This is a genomic window from Bradyrhizobium sp. FW305-F6, assembly GCF_058782905.1.
The window spans coordinates 392,432-410,416 of the sequence record NZ_JBYSYD010000004.1; the positions used below are offsets into that span (position 1 = coordinate 392,432).

A 17,985-nucleotide genomic window follows, 5' to 3' on the forward strand; every position below is an offset into this window, starting at 1 on the left:
TCAATGCCGCTTGTAGAGCGTGACGACGCAGGCGCCGCCGAGGCCCAGATTGTGCTGAAGCGCGACCTTGGCGCCCTCGACCTGCGTTGAGCCGGCCGTGCCACGCAGCTGCCGCGTCAGCTCGTAGCACTGCGCAAGGCCGGTGGCGCCGAGCGGATGTCCCTTCGACAGCAATCCGCCGGACGGATTGGTCACGATCCGGCCGCCATAGGTGTTGTCACCGTCGTTGATGAACTTGCCGGCTTCGCCCTCGCCGCAGAGACCCAGGGCCTCGTAGGTGATGAGCTCGTTGTGGGCAAAGCAGTCGTGCAGCTCGACGACGTCGAGATCGTCGGGCCCGATGCCGGCGCTTTCATAGACGCGGCCTGCTGCCTCTTTGGCCATGTCGTAGCCGACCAGCTGCATCATGTCGCCGGCCTTGAAGGTCGAGGGCGTGTCGGTGGTCATCGCCTGCGCTGTGATGCGCACCTGCTTGCCGATGCCGTGCTTGTCCGCGAACCGCTCCGACACCAGCACGGCCGCGGCGCCGCCGCAGGTCGGCGGGCACGCCATCATGCGCGTCATCACGCCCGGCCAGATCACCTGGTCGTTCATGACGTCGTCCGCACTGACCTCCTTGCGGAAGAGTGCGAGCGGATTGTTCTTGGCATGGCGGCTCGCCTTGGCGCGCACCTTGGCGAAGGCGTCGAGCGGGGTGCCGTATTTCTTCATGTGGCTGAGCCCGGCGCCGCCGAAATAGCGCAGCGCGAGCGGAATGCCGGGAGCGTCGATCAGCTGGTCGGCAGCCGCGTCGAACTCTTCGAACGCACTGGGGCGGTCGGTGTAGACGCTGCCGAGCGCGCCCGGCTTCATCTGCTCGAAGCCGACCGCCAGCACGCAGTCCAGCGCGCCGCTCGCGATCATCTGCCGCGCCATGAACAGCGCGGTCGAGCCGGTCGAGCAATTGTTGTTGACGTTGACGATGGGAATGCCGGTCATCCCGACGTGATACAGCGCGCGCTGCCCGCAGGTGGAATCGCCGTAGACGTATCCGGCATAGGCCTGCTGCACCTTGTCGTAACCGAGGCCGGCATCGGCGAGCGCCAGCTTGATCGCCTCCGTCCCCATCTCGTGATAGGGCGCGCTGGCCCCCGGCTTGGCGAAGGGGATCATGCCGACCCCTGCGACAATCACGTCAGACATCGCTTCCTCCAAATAAATTACCCATTGGACTTTTTCTTACCCACGGGTAACATATCGGTCGATGCCCGCGAGAGTCAACCGACCGAACATGGATTCAGCGCCGCCCGTTCCACCCTCATCGCCATCGCCCTGGCTGCCGTTCGAGAGCCGCCGCCGAGCCCGCGACGAGAAGCGCGAGGCGGTGCTGCGCGCCGCCGTGCAGCTGTTCCTGGAGCAGGGCTATCACCGCGTGACGCTGAACGAAGTCGCCGAGCGGCTGAATATCACCAAGCCGGCGCTGTACAATTATTTCCGGAGCAAGGACGAGATCCTGTTCGAATGCTGGTCGATGGGCGCCGAACTCGTCGACAGCGTGATCACGGCGATCAACGCCGGCGGCGGTTCGGGCCTTTCCAAGCTGCGCAAGCTGGTTCACGCCTATGCCGCGCTGATGGCGACCGATTTCGGCGCGAGCCTGGTGCGTTTCGACCTGCGCGATCTGGCCGAGCGGAACGCCGCCGTCGCGCGCGCCGCCAAGAAGCGGATCGACGCCACCTTCCGGCGATACATCGCCGCAGGCACGGCCGACGGCTCGATCAAGCCCTGCGATCCCAAGCTCGCCGCCTTCGCGATCGCGGGCGCGCTCAACTGGATCGGCCACTGGTATCAACGGGACGGCGAGCTCTCGCCGACCGAGATCGCGGACGAGTTTACGGTTCGGCTGACGGAAGGCCTGGCAACCGAGAGCCGGCAGCAAATCACAAAGAAGACGCCGAGGGCGCCGCAACGGCGCAACTCAACGCGCGGGACTATAGGGAAGAAGCGTACAGGAGGAGGAACGCGATGAACATCACGCACGGGCTGCGGCGCGCGCTGCAGATCAATCCGAACGGGCTCGCCACCGTCTATGGCCAGCGACGGCGCAATTGGGGCGAACTCGGCGAACGCGTTGCGAGGCTGGCCGGCGGCCTGCGCCCGCGCGGTGTCCGGGAAGGCGATCGCGTCGCCGTGCTGTCCTTCAACTCGGACCGCTACCTCGAGCTTTACCTCGCGACGGGTTGGGCCGGTGGCGTGATCGTGCCGCTCAACATCCGCTGGAGTGCTCTGGAGAACGAGGATGCGCTCCGCGACTGCCGCGCCGCCGTTCTCGTGGTCGACAAGGCCTTCGCGCAGGTCGGCGCGCAGCTCGCCGGCGCCATTCCGGGGCTGAAGCTGGTCTATGCCGACGACGGCGAGGTGCCGGCCGGAATGGAAAGCTATGAGGATCTGGTCGCGGGCAGCGCGCCCGCTGCCGATGCCATGCGCAAGGGCGAGGATCTCGCCGGCATCTTCTATACCGGCGGCACCACCGGGCGGTCCAAGGGCGTGATGCTCAGCCACACGAACCTGATGGCCAATGCACTCAATGCCCTGGGCGAGGGGCTGTTTCCGGCGAGCACGACCTATCTGCATGCGGCGCCGATGTTTCATCTCGCCAATGGCGCGGCGATGTATTCTCTGCTGCTCTCCGGCGGCTCGAACGTGATCGTTCAAGGTTTTACGCCCGAAGGCGTGATGGCTGCGATGCAGAACGAGCGCGTGACCGACGTGCTGCTGGTGCCCACGATGATCCAGATGCTCGTCGATCATCCCGCGATCGGAAAGTACGACCTGTCGTCGCTCAAGCACATTATCTACGGAGCCTCGCCGATCAGCGAGGCGGTGCTCGACCGTGCCGCGCGCGCACTGCCGCATGTGCGTTTCACCCAGGCCTACGGCATGACCGAATTGTCGCCGATCGCGACGCTGCTGCATTCCGGCGAGCATGTCGGGGAGGGACGCCGGAAGGGGCGTCATCGCGGCGCCGGCCGCGCCACGCTCGGCTGCGAGGTGCGGATCGTCGACGAGAACGACCAACCCGTGCCGACGGGCGCCGTCGGCGAGATCGTGGTGCGCGGCGACACCGTGATGATGGGCTATTGGGAGCGGCCGGAGGAGACCGCGCGCGCCGTCGTCGACGGCTGGATGCACACGGGCGACGGCGGCTATATGGACGAGGACGGGTTCATCTATGTCGTCGACCGCGTCAAGGACATGATCATCTCGGGTGGCGAGAACGTCTACTCGGTCGAGGTCGAGAACGCGCTGGCGCAGCATCCGTCGGTGCTGCAATGCGCGGTCATCGGAGTGCCAAACGAGCAATGGGGAGAGCAGGTCCACGCCGTCGTTGTCAAGCGCAGCGGTGTCGAGGTCTCGCCCGGCGAGTTGATCGAGTTCACGAAGACGTTGATTGCCGGCTATAAATGTCCGCGCAGCATCGAGATCACCGAGACGCCGCTGCCGCTGTCCGGTGCCGGCAAGGTGCTGAAGCGCGAGCTGCGCAAGCCGTTCTGGGAAGGTCGGGAGCGGCGGGTCAGCTGAGGGCTTCCGCGCGTTGCGGCATGCGCGCCGAGGAAGTACGAAGATTGATGTTTCCAGATCGCGGTCGCGCGGGTATCTCTTGCGTGACTTATCGGGGACATCCACTCTTGGTCCAGAGGCGCGAGCTCAAGCTCGATATCGAGCGCATTGGCACTGTCTCAGCGATCCTGACGCAGCCGGACCATCCGCGCGCCTGCTACGTGCTGGCGCACGGCGCCGGCGCCGATATGCGGCACTCCTTCATGGAGAAGGCGGCGGAGGGACTCGCCATCCGCGGCATCGCGACGTTCCGCTTCAATTTCCCTTACATGGAGAAGAAGCTGGGCCGTCCTGACCAGCCGGCGGTCGCGCATGCCGCGATCCGCGCGGCGGTCGAGGAGGCGGCGCGGCTCTGTCCCGGCTTGAAGCTCGTCGCCGGCGGCAAGTCGTTCGGCGGCCGCATGACCTCGCAGGCGCAGTCGAAATCGCCGCTGCCGGGCGTGAGAGGGCTCGCCTTCCTCGGCTTCCCCCTCCATGCCGCCAAGAAGCCTTCGTCCGAGCGTGCCGAGCATCTTGCCGGCATTGCCATCCCCATGCTGTTTCTGCAAGGCACGCGCGATGAGCTTGCCGATCTCGGCCACTTCAAGCCGGTCATCGCGCAGCTCGGCGCGAAGGCGACGCTGCATCAGGTCGAAGGCGGGGATCACTCGTTTGCGGTGCTGAAGAAGTCCGGCCGGACCAATGACGAAGCGCTGACGGAAGTGCTCGACACACTGGCGGCCTGGATCGACAAGCTCTCCTGAAGCTCACGCCGCATACAGCCCCTTGTCGCGCGCCTTCTGAATCGCCAATGCGGCGATCAGGTCGAGCGTCGGCGTCGACAGGCCGGCGGTGCGCGCGAAGGCCTGGGGCGCCTTCACCAGCACGTCGATCTCCATGGCGCGGCCGAGCTCGTAATCCTGCAGCAGCGACGGCTTGTGGTTGGGCGCGGGGCCGCTGCGGGTCACGCGCTTGACCTCGGGGATGAAGTGCTGCGCGATCTCGTTCGCCTCGTTCAGCATGCGCGGAATCACCTCAGTAAAGGCGGGGTCGTCGCGCACGCCGCGCGCGGTCTGGCCGGTGAGCAGGCACAGCACCGAAAGCGACATGTTGGTCAGCAGCTTTGACCAGATCGCCTCGCGGATCTCCGCCACCGGCGGCGATTCCAGCCGCGCGTCGTTGAAGACGTTGCGCAGCCTCGTGATGCGCTCGCAATGGCGGTCGTCGCATTCGCCGATCAGGAGGCGGTTGCGGTCCGGCGTCAGGTTCTGCACCACGCCCGGCGCGGTCACCTCGTTCGAGGAGAAGATCACGCCGCCGATGATGCGCTCCTTCGGGATGCAGGCGCGCAACCGCCCGCCGGGATCGAGGAAGGAGATGTCCGGCGGCGTCGGATGCCGCGGCGGCAGGCCGATGCCGTACCACCAGGGAATGCCGTTCTGCGCGAACAAGATTGCGGTGTCGTCCTTCAGCAACGGCTTGATGCTGGACACCAGTCCGGTCAGGGCGGTGGCCTTCAGCGTCGAGATCACGACGTCCTGCGGGCCGAGCTGGGCCGGATCGCCGGAGGCGTTGACCTTGGCGGAAACCTCGGAATCGCCGACCCGCAGCTTCAGGCCGTTCGCACGCACGGCCTCGAGATGCGCCCCCCGCATCACGCAGCTGACCTCATGGCCGGCGCGCGCCAGCCGAACCGCGATGTGGCTGCCGACGGCGCCCGCGCCGAAAATGCAGATGCGCATGATGAGTCCTGTCCCTTGATGCCGCCCCGTGCCAGCATGACACAAGCCGCCATGCGATGGACGCGGCCGCCCCACGCTGGAAAGCTATGGATCAAGCGACGCGGCCTCGGCCATAGTGCCCAACAAACGACCGAAGGGACGGCCGATGACTGCCAACCCGGTGCCGCGCACCCGCGATGAACGCGGGCCGCGACCGTCACGTTGAACCAGCCGGAGGTCAACAACGCCTGTGGCGGCGGCCCAGGCGTCAGCAGCCGCGGCAAATGTTGTTGATGCTGCGATAGACCGCATCGTCGTCCTGCCGCATCTCACGCAGCGATTCGAGCGCAGTGTTTTCGCGCCGCGGCTCCGGCCTGCGCCTGGCCGCGAGCTCGTCCTCCTGGCGCTTGTAGCAGGCCTCCCGATCAGGCTTGGCCTGGATGAAGCGGCAGTTTTGCTCGATAGCGAAAGCGGGTGCAGCCGGGAACGCGAGGGCGATCAGGGCGGCGAAAGAGAATTTGGCGATCATCGTATCCATCCCCGCCGTTGTCTCAGGTCCGGCGACCGGGAGCAACCGTCATCCTGCGATGACGGGACGAGCCGGGCTGATCGACGGAGGACCCGGCTCCGCCGCCGTGCCTGCGCTGTCCGGAAACGGGATTCACGCGAAATCGCATTGAAAAATTGCAGGAAACGTTGAAACAACGGGGTGTCTTGATCGGGCAGGACCAGGCGCTGCCTGAAGGCTTGTAGCGGCCGCGAGTCAACCACGAGAGGAATTGGAATGATCGGGATGGCGCGGCTCGCGATAGCGGGCCTGGTGGCGATCATGGCGATGGGCACGGCGCGGGCCGAGGACGTGCTGAAGGCCAGGATCGGCGTGCTCCGCCTGTCGTCCTCCGCGCCGGTCTTCATCGCGCAGGACAAGGGCTACTTTCGCGAGGCGGGTCTCGAGGTCGAGTTGAAATTCTTCGACGCGGCGCAGCCGATCGCGGTTGCCACCACCTCTGGCGACGTGGATTTCGGCGTCACCGCCTTCACGGCCGGGCTCTACAATCTCGCCGGCAAGGGCGTGCTGAAGGTGATCGGCGGCATGAGCCGCGAGAAGCCCGGCTATCCACTGATCGGCTATTTCGCCAGCAACAACGCCTATGCCAGCGGTCTGAAGACGCCGAGGGATCTCGCCGGCAAGCGCGTGGCGATGACGCAAGTGGGATCGAGCTTTCACTATTCGCTCGGCCTGCTCGCGGACAAGTACGGTTTCAAGCTCGCCGAAGTGAAGATCGTGCCGCTGCAATCGCTGTCGAATGCGGCCGCTGCGCTCAAGGGCGAGACCGTCGATGCCGCGCTGCTGCCGATCTCCACGGCGCGAAAGCTGATGGACGAGGGCGGCGCCAAGTTCCTGGGCTGGGTCGGTGACCAGACGCCGTGGCAGGTGGGCGCCGTGTTCGCTTCGCCCGGAACGCTGACCAACAAGGCGCTGGTCACAAAACTGTTAGGCGCGCTCGCCAAGGCCGACCGCGAATATCACGACGTCATCCTTACCGCGATGAAGGACGGCGTCGCGCCGATCAACGAGCAGACCAGACCGCTGCTGGAGATCATCGCCAAGTACACCAATCTGCCGGTCGAGCAGGTGGTCGGCAATTGCGCCTATATCGATCCCGACGGCAAGCTCGACGTGAAGAACGTCGACAACCAGATCAAATGGATGCAGCAGCAGGGATTCGTCGACAAGGGTTTCGACGTGAATGCGATCATCGCGAAGGATTATGTGAAGGCGGATTGATGCTGATGGTGCAAACTCTCGCGGCAGGAGATCTGCCGCCCTCCCCTGGAGGGGGAGGGTCGATCGCGCCGGCGATGCGTAGCATCGTCCGGGGCGAGCGGGGCGGGGTGAGCCACGCCGGTGGTCTTTCCCTTATTCACGTTAGTATCCGCGGCGCATTTTATCGGCGATCGTCGTCAGTATCATCGCCGATGGACTGTCACCCCACCCCGGTTCGTATTTCGCTTCGCTCAACGCGAACCGACCCTCCCCCTCCAGGGGAGGGTGAAGAGCCCGGGCTCATCGCATGGACCTGATTGCCAACCATATCTCCCATCGCTTCGGCGATCTCGCCGTGCTCGACGATGTCTCCTTCAACGTCAGCGCCGGCGAGGTGGTGGCGGTCGTCGGTCCCTCCGGCTGCGGCAAGAGCACGCTGCTGTCGATCCTCGGCGGGCTGTTGCAGCCGACCTCCGGCGCGCCCGAGTTGCGCGGCGCGCCGCCGGCGGACAGTCTCAATCCGCTGACCTTCGTGTTCCAGGATTTCGCGCTGCTGCCCTGGGCCACGGTGGAGGAGAACGTCGAATTCCCGCTGCTGCATGCCCAGCTTAGCGCTGCGCAACGACGTGCGCTGGTCGCGGATGCCCTGCGCCGCACCGGCCTGACCGATTTTCGCACCACCTATCCAAAGCAGCTCTCCGGCGGGATGCGCCAACGCGTCGGCATCGCGCGCGCGCTTGCGGTGAAGCCCGCCATCCTGCTGATGGACGAGCCGCTGTCGGCGCTGGATTCTCAGACTCGCGAGCTCTTGATGGAGGATTTCGTCCGCCTGCTGGCCGAAGGCGGCATGGGCGCGGTCTACGTCACCCACAATCTCGAAGAAGCCGCGCGGCTCGCCGACCGCATCGTGGTGCTGTCGCGGCGTCCGGGACGTATCCGCGAGGTCGTGACCGTGCCGATGACGCGCGCGGCGCGTGGCGAAGCGGCGGCGCGCGAAAGGCTGCTTGCGCTCCAGAGCCAGATCTGGTCGCTGATCCGCAACGAGGCGATCGATGCCGAGCGCGAGGTCCAGCATGCTTGATCGCGCGGACCCATCTATGAAGGACGAGACGACGCGCCGCGTCCAGTTTCGCGGCGCCGGCTTCGTTTCGGAGCCGAGCCGCTTCGGCGGCTGGCTCGCGCTCGTCCTCGTCATTGCGATCTGGCAGGCCGCGGGCAGCGTCGGCCTCGTCAATCCGTTGTTTCTGCCTCCGCCTTCCGCCATCGCCCGCGCGCTCTATCAACTCGCGGTGTCGGGTGCGCTCTGGCAGCATCTCTCGGCTTCGCTGCTACGCATCGGCGTCGGCTGGCTGCTCGGGACCGCCGCCGGCATCGCCGTTGGCTTCGCCATCGGCCTGTGGCGGCTGGCGCGCAGCGTCGGCATCACCTTCATCTCTGCACTGTTCCCGATTCCGAAGATCGCGCTGCTGCCCCTGCTCATCCTTTGGCTGGGCATCGGCGAGGAGCCGAAAATCGCGACCATTGCGCTCGGCGTGTTCTTCTCGACTGCGATCTCGGTCTATAGCGGCGTCGATGCGGTGCCACGCAATTTGATCCGCATGGCGCAGAGCTTCAACGTTCCCTTCGCCACCATCGTGCGCAAGGTGATCTGGCCGGGCGCGCTGCCCGCGATCCTCGCCGGCTTCCGCATCACGGCGTCGGTGGCGCTGCTGCTCGTCGTCAGCGCCGAGATGATCGGCGCGCAATACGGCATCGGCGCCTTCGTATTACAAGCGGGAAACCTGATGCAGACCGATCAGCTGCTCGCGGGCGTGGTGATCCTGTCGGTGTTCGGGCTCGCAGTGGGCAAGGTGATCGGCTGGCTGGAGACGCGGCTGTTGCACTGGCGATAGCCGCAATCGCAAAGGTGATGAGGACGCAGGCGAGCGCCACAAATCAGGTCGTCATGCCCGGGCTTGACCCGGGCATCCACGTCTTTCCTCGGGCGTAGCGGCACGTGGATGGCCGGGACAAGCCCGGCCATGACGGAGGATAGAACGGCGCCTCACGCGTTGCCGCGATCTTCCCGGAACAGATCCAGCTTCTGCTGCACCGGCCGGTCCGAGAAGCTGAACAGCACGGCATCCTCATCGGCCTCGTGCGTGACCCAGTGCCAGCTCGGCACCACGAACAAGTCGCGGGGCCCCCATTCGACCACGGTGTCGCCGATGCGGCTGCGGCCCTTGCCTTCGATCGGGCAGAACACCGTGGCGTCGGTCGATCGATAGCGCGCGGTCTTGAATCCCCTCGGCAGCAGCTGGATGAAGGTGCCGATGGTCGGCATGGCGAAATCCCCGGTCTCGGGGTTGCTGAACTTCAGCTTGAGGCCGTGGCAGGCGTCCCACTCCTGGCTCGTGCGCGCCTTCTCCAGCGCTTCGCGGGTGTAGGCGTAGGGATAGCTGAAGATCGGCGAGGTCTTCGATGAGCGCTTCACGTCGACGGGCAAGAGGTTATGGCCGTAGCGCGCAAAGCTGTCGCCGGCCGGTTTCGTGATCTTCTGTTGGTCTTCCTTCGATCCTTCCGCGAATGAGCAGTCGAAGAACTGCACCACGGGAATGTCGAGGCCGTCGAGCCAGAACATCGGCTGGTCGGTCTCGTTGGAATGATCGTGCCAGGTCATCGAGGGCGTGATGATGAAGTCGCCCGGCTCCATCGCGGTGCGTTCGCCGTCGACCGCCGTGTGGGCGCCCTTGCCTTCGAGCACGAAGCGTAGCGCGGACTGGCTGTGCCGGTGCGCAGGAGCGACGTCGCCGGGCACCACCATCTGCACGCCGGCGTAGAGCGAGGTCGTGATCTTGGACTGGCCGCGCAGGCCCGGGTTCTCCAGCACCAGCACGCGCCGCTCGGCTTCCTTGGCCGTGATGAGCTTGCCGGCCTCGAGCATGTAGTCGCGGATGACGTCGAATTTCCACAGATGCGGCCGGCAGGCGCTCTTCGGCTCCGGCGTGATCAGATCGCTCATCACCGTCCACAGCGCGGTGAGGTTTTCGCCGTCGATCTTTTTGTAGAACGCCTCGCGTTCCGGCGTCTTGGTCACGGCTTCCATGGCGGCGCTCCCGTTCGTTTGTTGATTGACAGTATACTGACGATCTAGGTAGCGTCAATGTGAGGGATGACATACAAGGTCGTCATTCCGGGGCGACGGGCCGCGCAACGCGCGGCCTGGCGAGCCCGGAATCCATAACCATGATCGGGAGTATGGACTCCGGGCTCTCGCTTCGCGAGCCCCGGAATGACAGAAAACAGCAGGGGAGAGTCCCAATGAAGCTGCACGGCTATTTCCGCTCCAGTGCCGCCTACCGCGTCCGTATTGCGCTCAATCTCAAGGGCCTCAAGGCCGCGCATTTGCCGCATCATCTGCGCAAGGGCGAGCAATGCGCCCCCGCCTATCTCGCCATCAACCCGCAAGGCCTCGTCCCGGCGCTGGAGGACAATGCGGGTGCTGTGCTGACCCAATCGGTCGCCATCATCGAATGGCTCGACGAAACGCACCCCAATCCGCCGCTGCTGCCAAAAGATCCGCTGCGCCGCGCCAAGGTGCGGGCCTTCGCGCTGGCGATCGCCTGCGACACCCATCCGGTGCAGAATTTGAAGGTGCTGGCGCGGCTTCGCGAACTCGGCCTTGCCGAGGAGAAGGTCCAGGACTGGGCGGCGTGGGCCAACCGCGAGGGCCTTTCGGCTTGCGAGACGCTGATCAAGGACGAGCCGGGCCCATTCTGCTTCGGCGATGCGCCGACGCTGGCCGATCTCTGCCTCGTGCCGCAGCTCACCAATGCGCGCCGCTTCGGTGTCGATGTCTCGGCCTATCCGCGCCTGCTTCAGGCGGAGGCCGCGGCCAAGGCCTTGCCGGCTTTCGCCGATGCCGCTCCGGAGAAGCAGCCCGATGCCGAGTAAGCCGCCTCCTCCGATCACGATGGACGCGGTCTACGCCGCGCCGGGCTATCTGTTCCGGCGCATGCAGCAGATCGCGGTCTCGATCTTCATGGAGGAGTGCAAGAGGTTCGACCTCACGCCGGTGCAATATGCCGCGCTGATCGCGATCCACACCCATCCCGGCATCGACGCCACGCGGCTGTCGGCGGTGATCGCGTTCGACCGCTCCACGCTCGGCAGCGTGATCGAACGGCTCGAGGCCAAGGACTATATCGAGCGCAAGCCGGCACCGGAAGACAAGCGCATCAAGCTCCTGTACTTGACGAAGTCCGGCGCTGCCATCCTGCGCGAGATCATCCCCGCCGTCGAACGCGCCCAGGCGCGCATGCTGGAGCCGCTGAAGCCCGCCGACCGCAAGACGCTGATGGGACTCCTGGTGCAGCTCGTCGATCTCAACAACGAAGCCTCGCGCGTGCCGCTGCGGGCGGAGGATGCGCTGGAGCATCTGGGGAAGGGTGGGTGACGAAGTGAGTAAGGCGCTGTTGCAAGAGTGAAGGTGTCATTCCCCGCGAAGGCGGGGAATCCAGTACGCCGCGACCCATCTGTTTTATCACACCCGTCTCGGAGTACTGGATCGCCCGCCTTCGCGGGCGATGACGCCAATTGTGTGGTTGCAGCGGTGCCTCACATCCGCAGCAACGCCTGCCGGTCGATCTTCCCCGTGCCCGTCTTCGGCAGCTCGTCGATGAAGATCACCTCGCGTGGGTATTTGTAAGGAAGCAGCTTGCCTTTCACATAATCCTGTAATCGCCGCGTCGCTTCGCCTGGATCGACGGCGCGGTCGTTCATCACCACCACCGCCTTCAGCGTCATCCGCCGGTCCGGCAACTCGGCGGCGAACACCGCGCATTCTCGGATATCGGGGTGGTCGGCGAGGCACAGCTCGACCTCGAGCGGGTAGACCCACTGGCCGGAGATCTTGATGAGATCGTCGGCACGGCCGCGGAAGAAGTGGAAGCCGTCGGCATCCCTCACGAAGCGATCACCCGTGTAGATCCAGCCGCCCTCGCGGATGGTCTCGGCGGATTTGTCGGGGCGGTTCCAGTACAGCGGCGTGTTGGAATCGCCGCGCACCCACAAGATGCCTTCCTCGCCGTCGCCAACGTCGCGGCCGTGCTTGTCGCGGAGCGCGACCTCGTAGCCGGGCACGCGCAGGCCCGCGGCGCCGAGCTTCTTCTGCCCGGGCCGGTTGGAGAGATAGATGTGCAGCACCTCGGTGGAGCCGAGGCCTTCGACGATCTCGAGGCCGCTGAGTGTCTTCCAGCCGTTGAAGACCTCGGCCGACAGCACCTCGGCGGCCGAGAGCGACATGCGGAGCGACGAGAAATCGGTCTTGTCCGCGCCTTCCGCCTTGGTCAGCGAGGTGTAGAGCGTCGGCAGGCCGAAGAAGACCGTCGGCTTGTACTGCTCGATCGCCGCGAAGATCGCGGCCGGCTTGGGCTGGCCGGGCAGCAACAGCGTCGCGGCGCCGGCCGAGAACGGGAAGGTGATGGAGTTGCCGAAGCCGTAGGCGAAGAAGATCTTCGGCACCGAGAAGCAGACGTCGTCCGGCGTGAGCTTCAACACGCTTTTGGCAAAGGCGAGATCGCTATAGGCCATGTCGTGCTGGAGATGCACGATGCCCTTGGGCCGTCCGGTCGAGCCGGACGAGTACATCCAGAACGCCATCTCGTTGCGATGGGTGTCCGCTTCCGCAAGTTCCGTGGGCAATTGCGCGAGCCAGTCCGCCGCCGCGATCGTGCTCGGTGCGGCGTGACCATCCGCCGCGCCGTTGACGACGATCAGCGTATGCAGCCTGGTGTCCCTGCAGGCCTCCGCATTGAAGCGCGCGCAGAACTCGGCGTCCGCCACCGCAACTTCAGCCCCGGAATCGGCGAGATAGAATTGCAGGAGGTCCGGCGGCGTCAGCGTATTGATCAGCAGCGGCACGAAGCCGGCGCGCACGGCGCCGAAGAACGCGGCCGGATAGGCCGGCGTGTCGTCGAGAAACAGCAGCACCCGGCCGCCGCGCTTCAGGCCGAGCGAGGCAAAGCCGTTGCCCCAGCGGCAAGCCTCGTCGCACAGCTCGGCATAGGTCCGCGTGCCCGCGGGGCCGATCAGCGCGCGCTTGTCGCCGCGGCCCTCGGCGAGATTGTCGAACAGGATGCGGCTGGCGTTGTAGATCTCGGGGACGGCAAAGCCGATCTCGCGTGCGCCAGCGCTGTCGGCGGGGACCTGATCGGAAATCGCGTGGCTCATGCCTCGTCTCCGCCGGTGTTCCCGCCACTCTTGGCGGCCTCGTAGCGGGTCATGAAGGCCGGCGACATCGCGCGCAGCCGGGAATCGTCGATGCGGCCTGAGCGGGTGATGTAGCTGTAGGCGAAGTCCATCAGCGGAAGCTTCATGTGCTGGGCAAAGTGCTCGTACCAGAATGCACTGGTGCGCGCGGCATTGACGAGCTTCTGCACGATGGGCTTGCGCGCGGCCTGGTAGCGATGCAGCGCGGTCGCGAGGTGCGCGTCCGATTCCAGCGCCTTGACCAGCGCGATGGCGTCCTCGATGGCAAGCCGCGTGCCCGAGCCGATCGAGAAATGCGCCGAGTGCAGGGCGTCGCCGAGCAGCACCATGTTCTTGAACGACCAGTGCTCGTTCCAGACCCAGGGAAAGTTGCGCCAGACCGATTTGTTGGAGACGAGGCAATGGCCGCCGAGCGTGTCGGCGAACACTTCCTCGCAGACGCCCTTGGACTGCTCGACGTCCTTGTAGGCGAAGCCATAGGCCTGCCATGTGGCGTGATCGCATTCGACCAGGAAGGTGCTCATGGTCGGCGAGTAACGGTAGTGATGGGCGTTGAAGGCACCGCGCTCGGTCTTCACGAAGGTCTGCGACAGCGTGTCGAATCGCTTCGAGGTTCCGTACCAGACGAATTTGTTGGAGGAGTAGGACAGCGACGTCCCGAAATCGCCTTCATGGGCGCGGCGCACCAGCGAGTTCAGCCCGTCGGCTGCGACGATCAAATCATGGCCGTTGAGCTGGTCGATGGCGTGGATCTGCGTCTCGAAGCGCGGCGTGACGCCGGCATCGAGCGCGCGCTGCTGCAGGAAGCGCAACAGCTCGAGCCGCCCGATCGAGGAGAAGCCGACCCCGTCGATGGCGACGCTGTCGCCGCCGAGGTTCAGCGTGATGTTCTCCCAGCTCTCCATATGCGGCGCGATCGCGTCGACCGTCTCGGGATCGTCGGCGCGCAGGAACTCCAGCGCTTGGTCCGAGAACACGACGCCAAAGCCCCAGGTCGCGTCGGCCGGGTTCTGTTCGAACAGGTCGACCTGATCCTCGGGGTGACGCTTCTTCCAGAGATAGGCGAAGTAGAGCCCACCGGGCCCCCCGCCAATCACGGCGATCCGCAACGTCTGCCTCCCTAATTGACAGTATACTTACTATCTAGGGGTAGACTAATGTGCTGCGGCGTCCCGCGCCAGCGGAATTTATCTGCCACCGCAGGCACGCCAAAGCCCGTGTCCGGACACACGTTTGCGCGCATCCGAACCGTCAGTGGCAAATCATAGCCAAACCTGGGTGGATTGGCCACCGGAGCGTCAGACGCAGCGCTTCACATAGACCCCGTTCACCAGCACGCGGGTGCAGCGAACCGCGGGCACGGGCTTGCGGACGACCACGGCCGCGTTCGGACCGACGCAGCCGGCGCGAACGACGCCGCGCGCGCACACCACCGCATTGGCGTCGGTGGCCTCGAACGTCATGGTCGCGGCAAAGGCGAAGAGCGCAGAAGCAACGAGTAGCAATGAACGCATGTTGTTCTCCCGTGGCTAGTCGTGGTGTAACGGCCTTTCAAAAAGGGTCGGTTAGTTTACGCCTCAGCACGCGAAAACATTCGCGTCACGCACCGCAATTTTCACGTCGCGCACCGCAATTCATGCCGCGGACGAATTCAAGTCCGCTCCGCCTCATCGCGCGGCGAAAGGCGCGAGCACGTCCCTGCACGCCGGCGACAGCGATGCCGCGCGATTGGAAATGCATTGGATGATCCGGCCGCCGCCGGGCGCCACGCCGGCGCAGAGCGTGCGGATGTCGGCGCCGCAGGCCGACCGGACGATGAACAGTTCTTCGCGCGGCAGCAACGGGCGCAGCGTGATCGTGGCCGGCGCCGCGGCGGGCGCGGCCGCGGGAGCAGCTGCGGCCGGAGCCGGGCCCGCCGGCGCAGTTGCGGCCGCTCCGCCACCGAATGCGGCATTCACGGCCTTGGCGCAGCCGGCTGACACCTTCGCCTTGTTCTTCTCCAGGCATTCCAGCGCCGGCGCGCCGCCCGGCGGCACGCTGGCGCAGACCTTGGGATAGTCGCCGCGGCAGGCGCTCTTGATCGCGGAAACCTGCGCAGGGCTCGGCTGCTTGGATGCCGCTGCTTTCGGGGCGGCTGCCGCGGCCGGTTTGGCCGCCGGCTCGGCGGCGGGCGCCGCTTCCGTCTTCACAGGTTCGGATTTGGCTGGCGCCGCTTCGGTCTTTGGTGCGGCGGCCGGCTCGACGGCGCGAACCGCGCTCTGGCATCCCGCTGACAGGCTCGACATGTTCTTGGCGAGACACTGAACCGCCTCCACCCCGCCGGGCGTCACGCTCGAGCAATGCGCCATGAAGTCCGAGCGGCATGCGGACCGGATCGCGCTCTTCTGGGCCTCGGTCGGCGATTGCGCGATCGCTCCTGTTGCAGTTGCGAAGAGCGCTGCCGCCAGCAGCGCCATGCGCGCCGATGCATGTTTCAATCTGTTGAACATTTGAATGAATTCCTGCCCGATCGGCAAAGCCGACCATTCTGAAAAAATACGCAAATGCAATCGTCGCGCGTGAAACCGCGCGAGCGGCATCTTTGGCCGCTTTGACCGCTACCGCAAGTCCATAATGTCAGCGCACCGCGACGTGACTACGCCGCCACTCTCACCATGCGCTTGCCACGGTTCTCGCCCGCCAGCAGTCCGATCAGCGCCTTCGGCGTGTTCTCGAGGCCGTCGATGATGTCCTCCTGCACCTTCAGCCGTCCGGACTTGACCCAGGCCTGGAGGTCGGCGAGCGCGCGCTCGCTTTCCTTCATGTAATCCATCACGATGAAGCCCTGCATGACGAGCCGCTTCACCACGATCAGGCCAGGCACGCCGCGCGGGCCGTGCGCCGCGGGCACGCCGTCATATTGCGAGATCGCGCCGCAGCAGGCGATGCGGCCGTAATTGTTCATCTGCGGCAGGCAGGCTTCGAGGATGTCGCCGCCGACATTGTCGAAATAGACGTCGATACCCTTCGGCGCCGCCGCGCGCAGCGCCTTGAACAATGCGCCGTCCTTGTAGTCCACCGCCGCATCGAAGCCGAGCTCGGAGGTCAGCCAGTTGCACTTGTCCTTGCCGCCGGCGATGCCGACCACGCGGCATCCTTTGATCTTGGCGATCTGCCCGACGATCGAGCCGACCGAACCCGCCGCCGCGGAGACCACGACCGTCTCGCCTTCTTTGGGCTTGCCGATCTCCAACAGGCCGAAATAGGCGGTGAGGCCGGCAATGCCGAACACGCTGAGCAGATGCGTCATCGGCTCGAGCTTCGGCATCTTGGTGAGATGCTTGGCCGGCACCGCGGCAAATTCCTGCCAGCCGGTGTCGCCGAACACGATGTCGCCAGGCGCGAGGTCCGGCGTCTTCGAGCTGACGACCTCCGCGACGGCGCCACCTGCCATCACGCTGTTGGCTTCGACGGCGGAGCGATAGGTTGCGCCGTGCATCCAGGCGCGGTTGGCGGCATCGAGCGAGATGTAGCGCACGCGCAGCAAGGCCTCGCCGTCCTTTGGCTCCGGCAGCGCGCTCTCCACCATCTTGAAATGCTCGGGACCGAGCTTGCCGCTGGGCTTCTCCACCAGCAGGATCTGGCGATTGACGTTGCCGCTCATGGCGTTTCCTCTTCGATGATTTTGATCATGGATGCAGCCCGCCGCAAACAAGCCTGCAAGCCGGATGCGTCATACGTTGCGTGAAGGCTAGAGCGCGGCGTTCCATTTCACAACGGGAACATCCGGCCAACGTCCGAACGCGCCGATCACGTTGCAGCCGGCAAGGGCGTGCAAAACGGTCGACGATTTCCGCGCGGCGAATAATGATGGATCATCGCTCGTGCCGAACTTCGCCAAACACCCGAGCGAGCGCCGCGTCATACGCCGCTTGAACCAGCTTCGGATGCAGCTTGCCCAGCGTCTCCATCATCACGCCGGAATTGATCTCGAGCACGCGCCAATCGCCGTCCACGCGGACCACGTCGATCGACGCGAAGACGATGCCGATGGCGCGCGCGGCGTCGATCGCAAGCTTCACGCTGGCGGCGCGATCTTCGCCGTCCTCGAGCAGCACCGGCTTTGCACCGGCATCGAGATTGTGCCGCCAGTCCGAGCCGCGCTGCTTGCTGTAGACGACGAGCGGCACGTCATCGAGCAGCACCACACGGATCTCCTGCTCGATCGCGACATGGGGCGAGATCACGAGGCCGGGGCTCATCGAGAAGACCTCGCCGACCGCACGATCGAGTTCGCCGGCATTCGTCACCTTGAACACGGCGCGCCCCGACGTCCCCTCGTTCGGCTTCACCACCACGCCTTGCGGCGTCTGCGCGAGCAGCGCCAGCATTCTCTCGCGCCAGTCCGCGCCGGCGACGTGCGTGCCCAGCTTCGGGTTGAGGAAGAGCTCATGGGGAACGCACGGCACGTCCTCGAGCGCCAGCGCCTCTGATGTGGCCGATTTGTCGTTGGCGAGGCGGTGAGCGATGGCGCTGTTGAGGCCGATGTCGTAACCGAAGGTGAAACGGCGCATCTCGCCCCGGCGCATCGCGATCAGCCAGCCGTCCGCGCGGACATCGACTGCTATGTCCCGTTCCGCGCAATAGCGCCTGATCGCCTGAACGAAGATCCGCTCGTCCGTCATCCGA

Annotated in this window: 18 protein-coding genes; 8 read left to right on the forward strand and 10 right to left on the reverse strand. The window is 65.6% G+C overall.

The features are described from left to right. Complete coding sequence (locus AC3WLX_RS26350) at positions 1-1,182, reverse strand: lipid-transfer protein (protein ID WP_492338136.1); 1,182 nt, start codon at positions 1,180-1,182, stop codon at positions 1-3. A gap of 88 nt (positions 1,183-1,270) precedes the next feature. Here AC3WLX_RS26350 and AC3WLX_RS26355 point away from each other — a divergent pair, with 88 nt between their 5' ends. The 3 genes from AC3WLX_RS26355 to AC3WLX_RS26365 all read left to right on the forward strand — a co-directional run bounded on the left by AC3WLX_RS26355 (position 1,271) and on the right by AC3WLX_RS26365 (position 4,343). Further along, the gene (locus tag AC3WLX_RS26355) at positions 1,271-2,008 is read left to right on the forward strand and encodes a TetR/AcrR family transcriptional regulator (protein WP_492338137.1); all 738 of its coding nucleotides are present in this window, start codon (positions 1,271-1,273) and stop codon (positions 2,006-2,008) included. Beyond that, positions 2,005-3,561, forward strand: a complete 1,557-nt coding sequence (locus AC3WLX_RS26360) for an acyl-CoA synthetase (protein WP_492338138.1) — start codon at positions 2,005-2,007, stop codon at positions 3,559-3,561. Before AC3WLX_RS26355 ends, AC3WLX_RS26360 begins: the two co-directional genes overlap by 4 nt. 107 nt (positions 3,562-3,668) lie before the next feature. Next, the gene (locus AC3WLX_RS26365) at positions 3,669-4,343 is read left to right on the forward strand and encodes an alpha/beta hydrolase family protein (RefSeq protein ID WP_492338139.1); all 675 of its coding nucleotides are present in this window, start codon (positions 3,669-3,671) and stop codon (positions 4,341-4,343) included. A gap of 3 nt (positions 4,344-4,346) precedes the next feature. Here AC3WLX_RS26365 and AC3WLX_RS26370 read toward each other — a convergent pair whose 3' ends face one another. Then, a complete protein-coding gene (locus AC3WLX_RS26370) occupies positions 4,347-5,321 on the reverse strand; it encodes a ketopantoate reductase family protein (RefSeq protein ID WP_492338140.1) in 975 nt (324 codons plus the stop codon). Between the two features lie 247 nt (positions 5,322-5,568). Next, positions 5,569-5,829 (reverse strand): hypothetical protein, encoded by a 261-nt coding sequence (locus tag AC3WLX_RS26375; protein ID WP_492338141.1) that lies wholly within the window; start codon positions 5,827-5,829, stop codon positions 5,569-5,571. Between the two features lie 255 nt (positions 5,830-6,084). Here AC3WLX_RS26375 and AC3WLX_RS26380 point away from each other — a divergent pair, with 255 nt between their 5' ends. From AC3WLX_RS26380 to AC3WLX_RS26390, 3 genes are all read left to right on the forward strand, one after another. Continuing rightward, on the forward strand, positions 6,085-7,089 hold the full coding sequence (locus AC3WLX_RS26380; protein WP_492338142.1) for an ABC transporter substrate-binding protein: 1,005 nt from the start codon (positions 6,085-6,087) through the stop codon (positions 7,087-7,089). Between the two features lie 286 nt (positions 7,090-7,375). Continuing rightward, a complete protein-coding gene (locus AC3WLX_RS26385; RefSeq protein ID WP_492338143.1) occupies positions 7,376-8,149 on the forward strand; it encodes an ABC transporter ATP-binding protein in 774 nt (257 codons plus the stop codon). Beyond that, positions 8,142-8,960, forward strand: a complete 819-nt coding sequence (locus AC3WLX_RS26390; protein ID WP_492338144.1) for an ABC transporter permease — start codon at positions 8,142-8,144, stop codon at positions 8,958-8,960. Before AC3WLX_RS26385 ends, AC3WLX_RS26390 begins: the two co-directional genes overlap by 8 nt. A gap of 152 nt (positions 8,961-9,112) precedes the next feature. On the opposite strand, the gene gtdA is transcribed toward AC3WLX_RS26390, so the two are convergent. Next, positions 9,113-10,153, reverse strand: a complete 1,041-nt coding sequence (gene gtdA / locus AC3WLX_RS26395; protein ID WP_291627387.1) for a gentisate 1,2-dioxygenase — start codon at positions 10,151-10,153, stop codon at positions 9,113-9,115. A gap of 215 nt (positions 10,154-10,368) precedes the next feature. Between gtdA and maiA the strand changes: the two genes are divergently transcribed. Together maiA and AC3WLX_RS26405 are read left to right on the forward strand one after the other, a co-directional pair. Then, the gene (maiA, locus tag AC3WLX_RS26400; protein WP_492338145.1) at positions 10,369-11,001 is read left to right on the forward strand and encodes a maleylacetoacetate isomerase; all 633 of its coding nucleotides are present in this window, start codon (positions 10,369-10,371) and stop codon (positions 10,999-11,001) included. Further along, positions 10,991-11,503, forward strand: a complete 513-nt coding sequence (locus tag AC3WLX_RS26405; RefSeq protein WP_492338146.1) for a MarR family winged helix-turn-helix transcriptional regulator — start codon at positions 10,991-10,993, stop codon at positions 11,501-11,503. Before maiA ends, AC3WLX_RS26405 begins: the two co-directional genes overlap by 11 nt. A 161-nt stretch (positions 11,504-11,664) precedes the next feature. On the opposite strand, the gene AC3WLX_RS26410 is transcribed toward AC3WLX_RS26405, so the two are convergent. The 6 genes from AC3WLX_RS26410 to AC3WLX_RS26435 all read right to left on the reverse strand — a co-directional run bounded on the left by AC3WLX_RS26410 (position 11,665) and on the right by AC3WLX_RS26435 (position 17,981). Next, positions 11,665-13,278 (reverse strand): benzoate-CoA ligase family protein, encoded by a 1,614-nt coding sequence (locus tag AC3WLX_RS26410; RefSeq protein ID WP_492338147.1) that lies wholly within the window; start codon positions 13,276-13,278, stop codon positions 11,665-11,667. Beyond that, entirely contained in the window at positions 13,275-14,426 is a 1,152-nt protein-coding gene (locus AC3WLX_RS26415; RefSeq protein WP_492338148.1) for an FAD-dependent monooxygenase, read from the reverse strand. The genes AC3WLX_RS26410 and AC3WLX_RS26415 overlap by 4 nt, the downstream gene beginning before the upstream one ends. Before the next feature lie 189 nt (positions 14,427-14,615). Next, positions 14,616-14,831 carry a hypothetical protein gene (locus tag AC3WLX_RS26420; protein ID WP_128265055.1) on the reverse strand — a complete coding sequence of 72 codons (216 nt, stop codon included), beginning with the start codon at positions 14,829-14,831 and terminating at the stop codon, positions 14,616-14,618. Positions 14,832-14,984: 153 nt separating this feature from the next. Beyond that, positions 14,985-15,806, reverse strand: a complete 822-nt coding sequence (locus AC3WLX_RS26425; protein WP_492338149.1) for a cysteine rich repeat-containing protein — start codon at positions 15,804-15,806, stop codon at positions 14,985-14,987. A 146-nt stretch (positions 15,807-15,952) separates the two neighbouring features. Next, on the reverse strand, positions 15,953-16,960 hold the full coding sequence (locus AC3WLX_RS26430; protein WP_492338150.1) for an NADP-dependent oxidoreductase: 1,008 nt from the start codon (positions 16,958-16,960) through the stop codon (positions 15,953-15,955). A gap of 211 nt (positions 16,961-17,171) precedes the next feature. Then, complete coding sequence (locus AC3WLX_RS26435; RefSeq protein WP_492338151.1) at positions 17,172-17,981, reverse strand: ATP-grasp domain-containing protein; 810 nt, start codon at positions 17,979-17,981, stop codon at positions 17,172-17,174. Positions 17,982-17,985 lie beyond the last annotated feature (4 nt).

Bases quoted from the DNA above. Each gene is read 5' to 3' on its own strand.
- gtdA (WP_291627387.1), bottom strand. From the start codon at position 10,153: ATGGAAGCCGTGACCAAGACGCCGGAACGCGAGGCGTTCTACAAAAAG.
- AC3WLX_RS26430 (WP_492338150.1), bottom strand. From the start codon at position 16,960: ATGAGCGGCAACGTCAATCGCCAGATCCTGCTGGTGGAGAAGCCCAGC.
- AC3WLX_RS26405 (WP_492338146.1), top strand. From the start codon at position 10,991: ATGCCGAGTAAGCCGCCTCCTCCGATCACGATGGACGCGGTCTACGCC.
- AC3WLX_RS26380 (WP_492338142.1), top strand. From the start codon at position 6,085: ATGATCGGGATGGCGCGGCTCGCGATAGCGGGCCTGGTGGCGATCATG.
- AC3WLX_RS26425 (WP_492338149.1), bottom strand. From the start codon at position 15,806: ATGTTCAACAGATTGAAACATGCATCGGCGCGCATGGCGCTGCTGGCG.
- AC3WLX_RS26420 (WP_128265055.1), bottom strand. From the start codon at position 14,831: ATGCGTTCATTGCTACTCGTTGCTTCTGCGCTCTTCGCCTTTGCCGCG.
- AC3WLX_RS26390 (WP_492338144.1), top strand. From the start codon at position 8,142: ATGCTTGATCGCGCGGACCCATCTATGAAGGACGAGACGACGCGCCGC.
- AC3WLX_RS26385 (WP_492338143.1), top strand. From the start codon at position 7,376: ATGGACCTGATTGCCAACCATATCTCCCATCGCTTCGGCGATCTCGCC.
- AC3WLX_RS26370 (WP_492338140.1), bottom strand. From the start codon at position 5,321: ATGCGCATCTGCATTTTCGGCGCGGGCGCCGTCGGCAGCCACATCGCG.
- AC3WLX_RS26435 (WP_492338151.1), bottom strand. From the start codon at position 17,981: ATGACGGACGAGCGGATCTTCGTTCAGGCGATCAGGCGCTATTGCGCG.
- AC3WLX_RS26350 (WP_492338136.1), bottom strand. From the start codon at position 1,182: ATGTCTGACGTGATTGTCGCAGGGGTCGGCATGATCCCCTTCGCCAAG.
- AC3WLX_RS26375 (WP_492338141.1), bottom strand. From the start codon at position 5,829: ATGATCGCCAAATTCTCTTTCGCCGCCCTGATCGCCCTCGCGTTCCCG.
- AC3WLX_RS26355 (WP_492338137.1), top strand. From the start codon at position 1,271: ATGGATTCAGCGCCGCCCGTTCCACCCTCATCGCCATCGCCCTGGCTG.
- AC3WLX_RS26360 (WP_492338138.1), top strand. From the start codon at position 2,005: ATGAACATCACGCACGGGCTGCGGCGCGCGCTGCAGATCAATCCGAAC.
- AC3WLX_RS26410 (WP_492338147.1), bottom strand. From the start codon at position 13,278: ATGAGCCACGCGATTTCCGATCAGGTCCCCGCCGACAGCGCTGGCGCA.
- maiA (WP_492338145.1), top strand. From the start codon at position 10,369: ATGAAGCTGCACGGCTATTTCCGCTCCAGTGCCGCCTACCGCGTCCGT.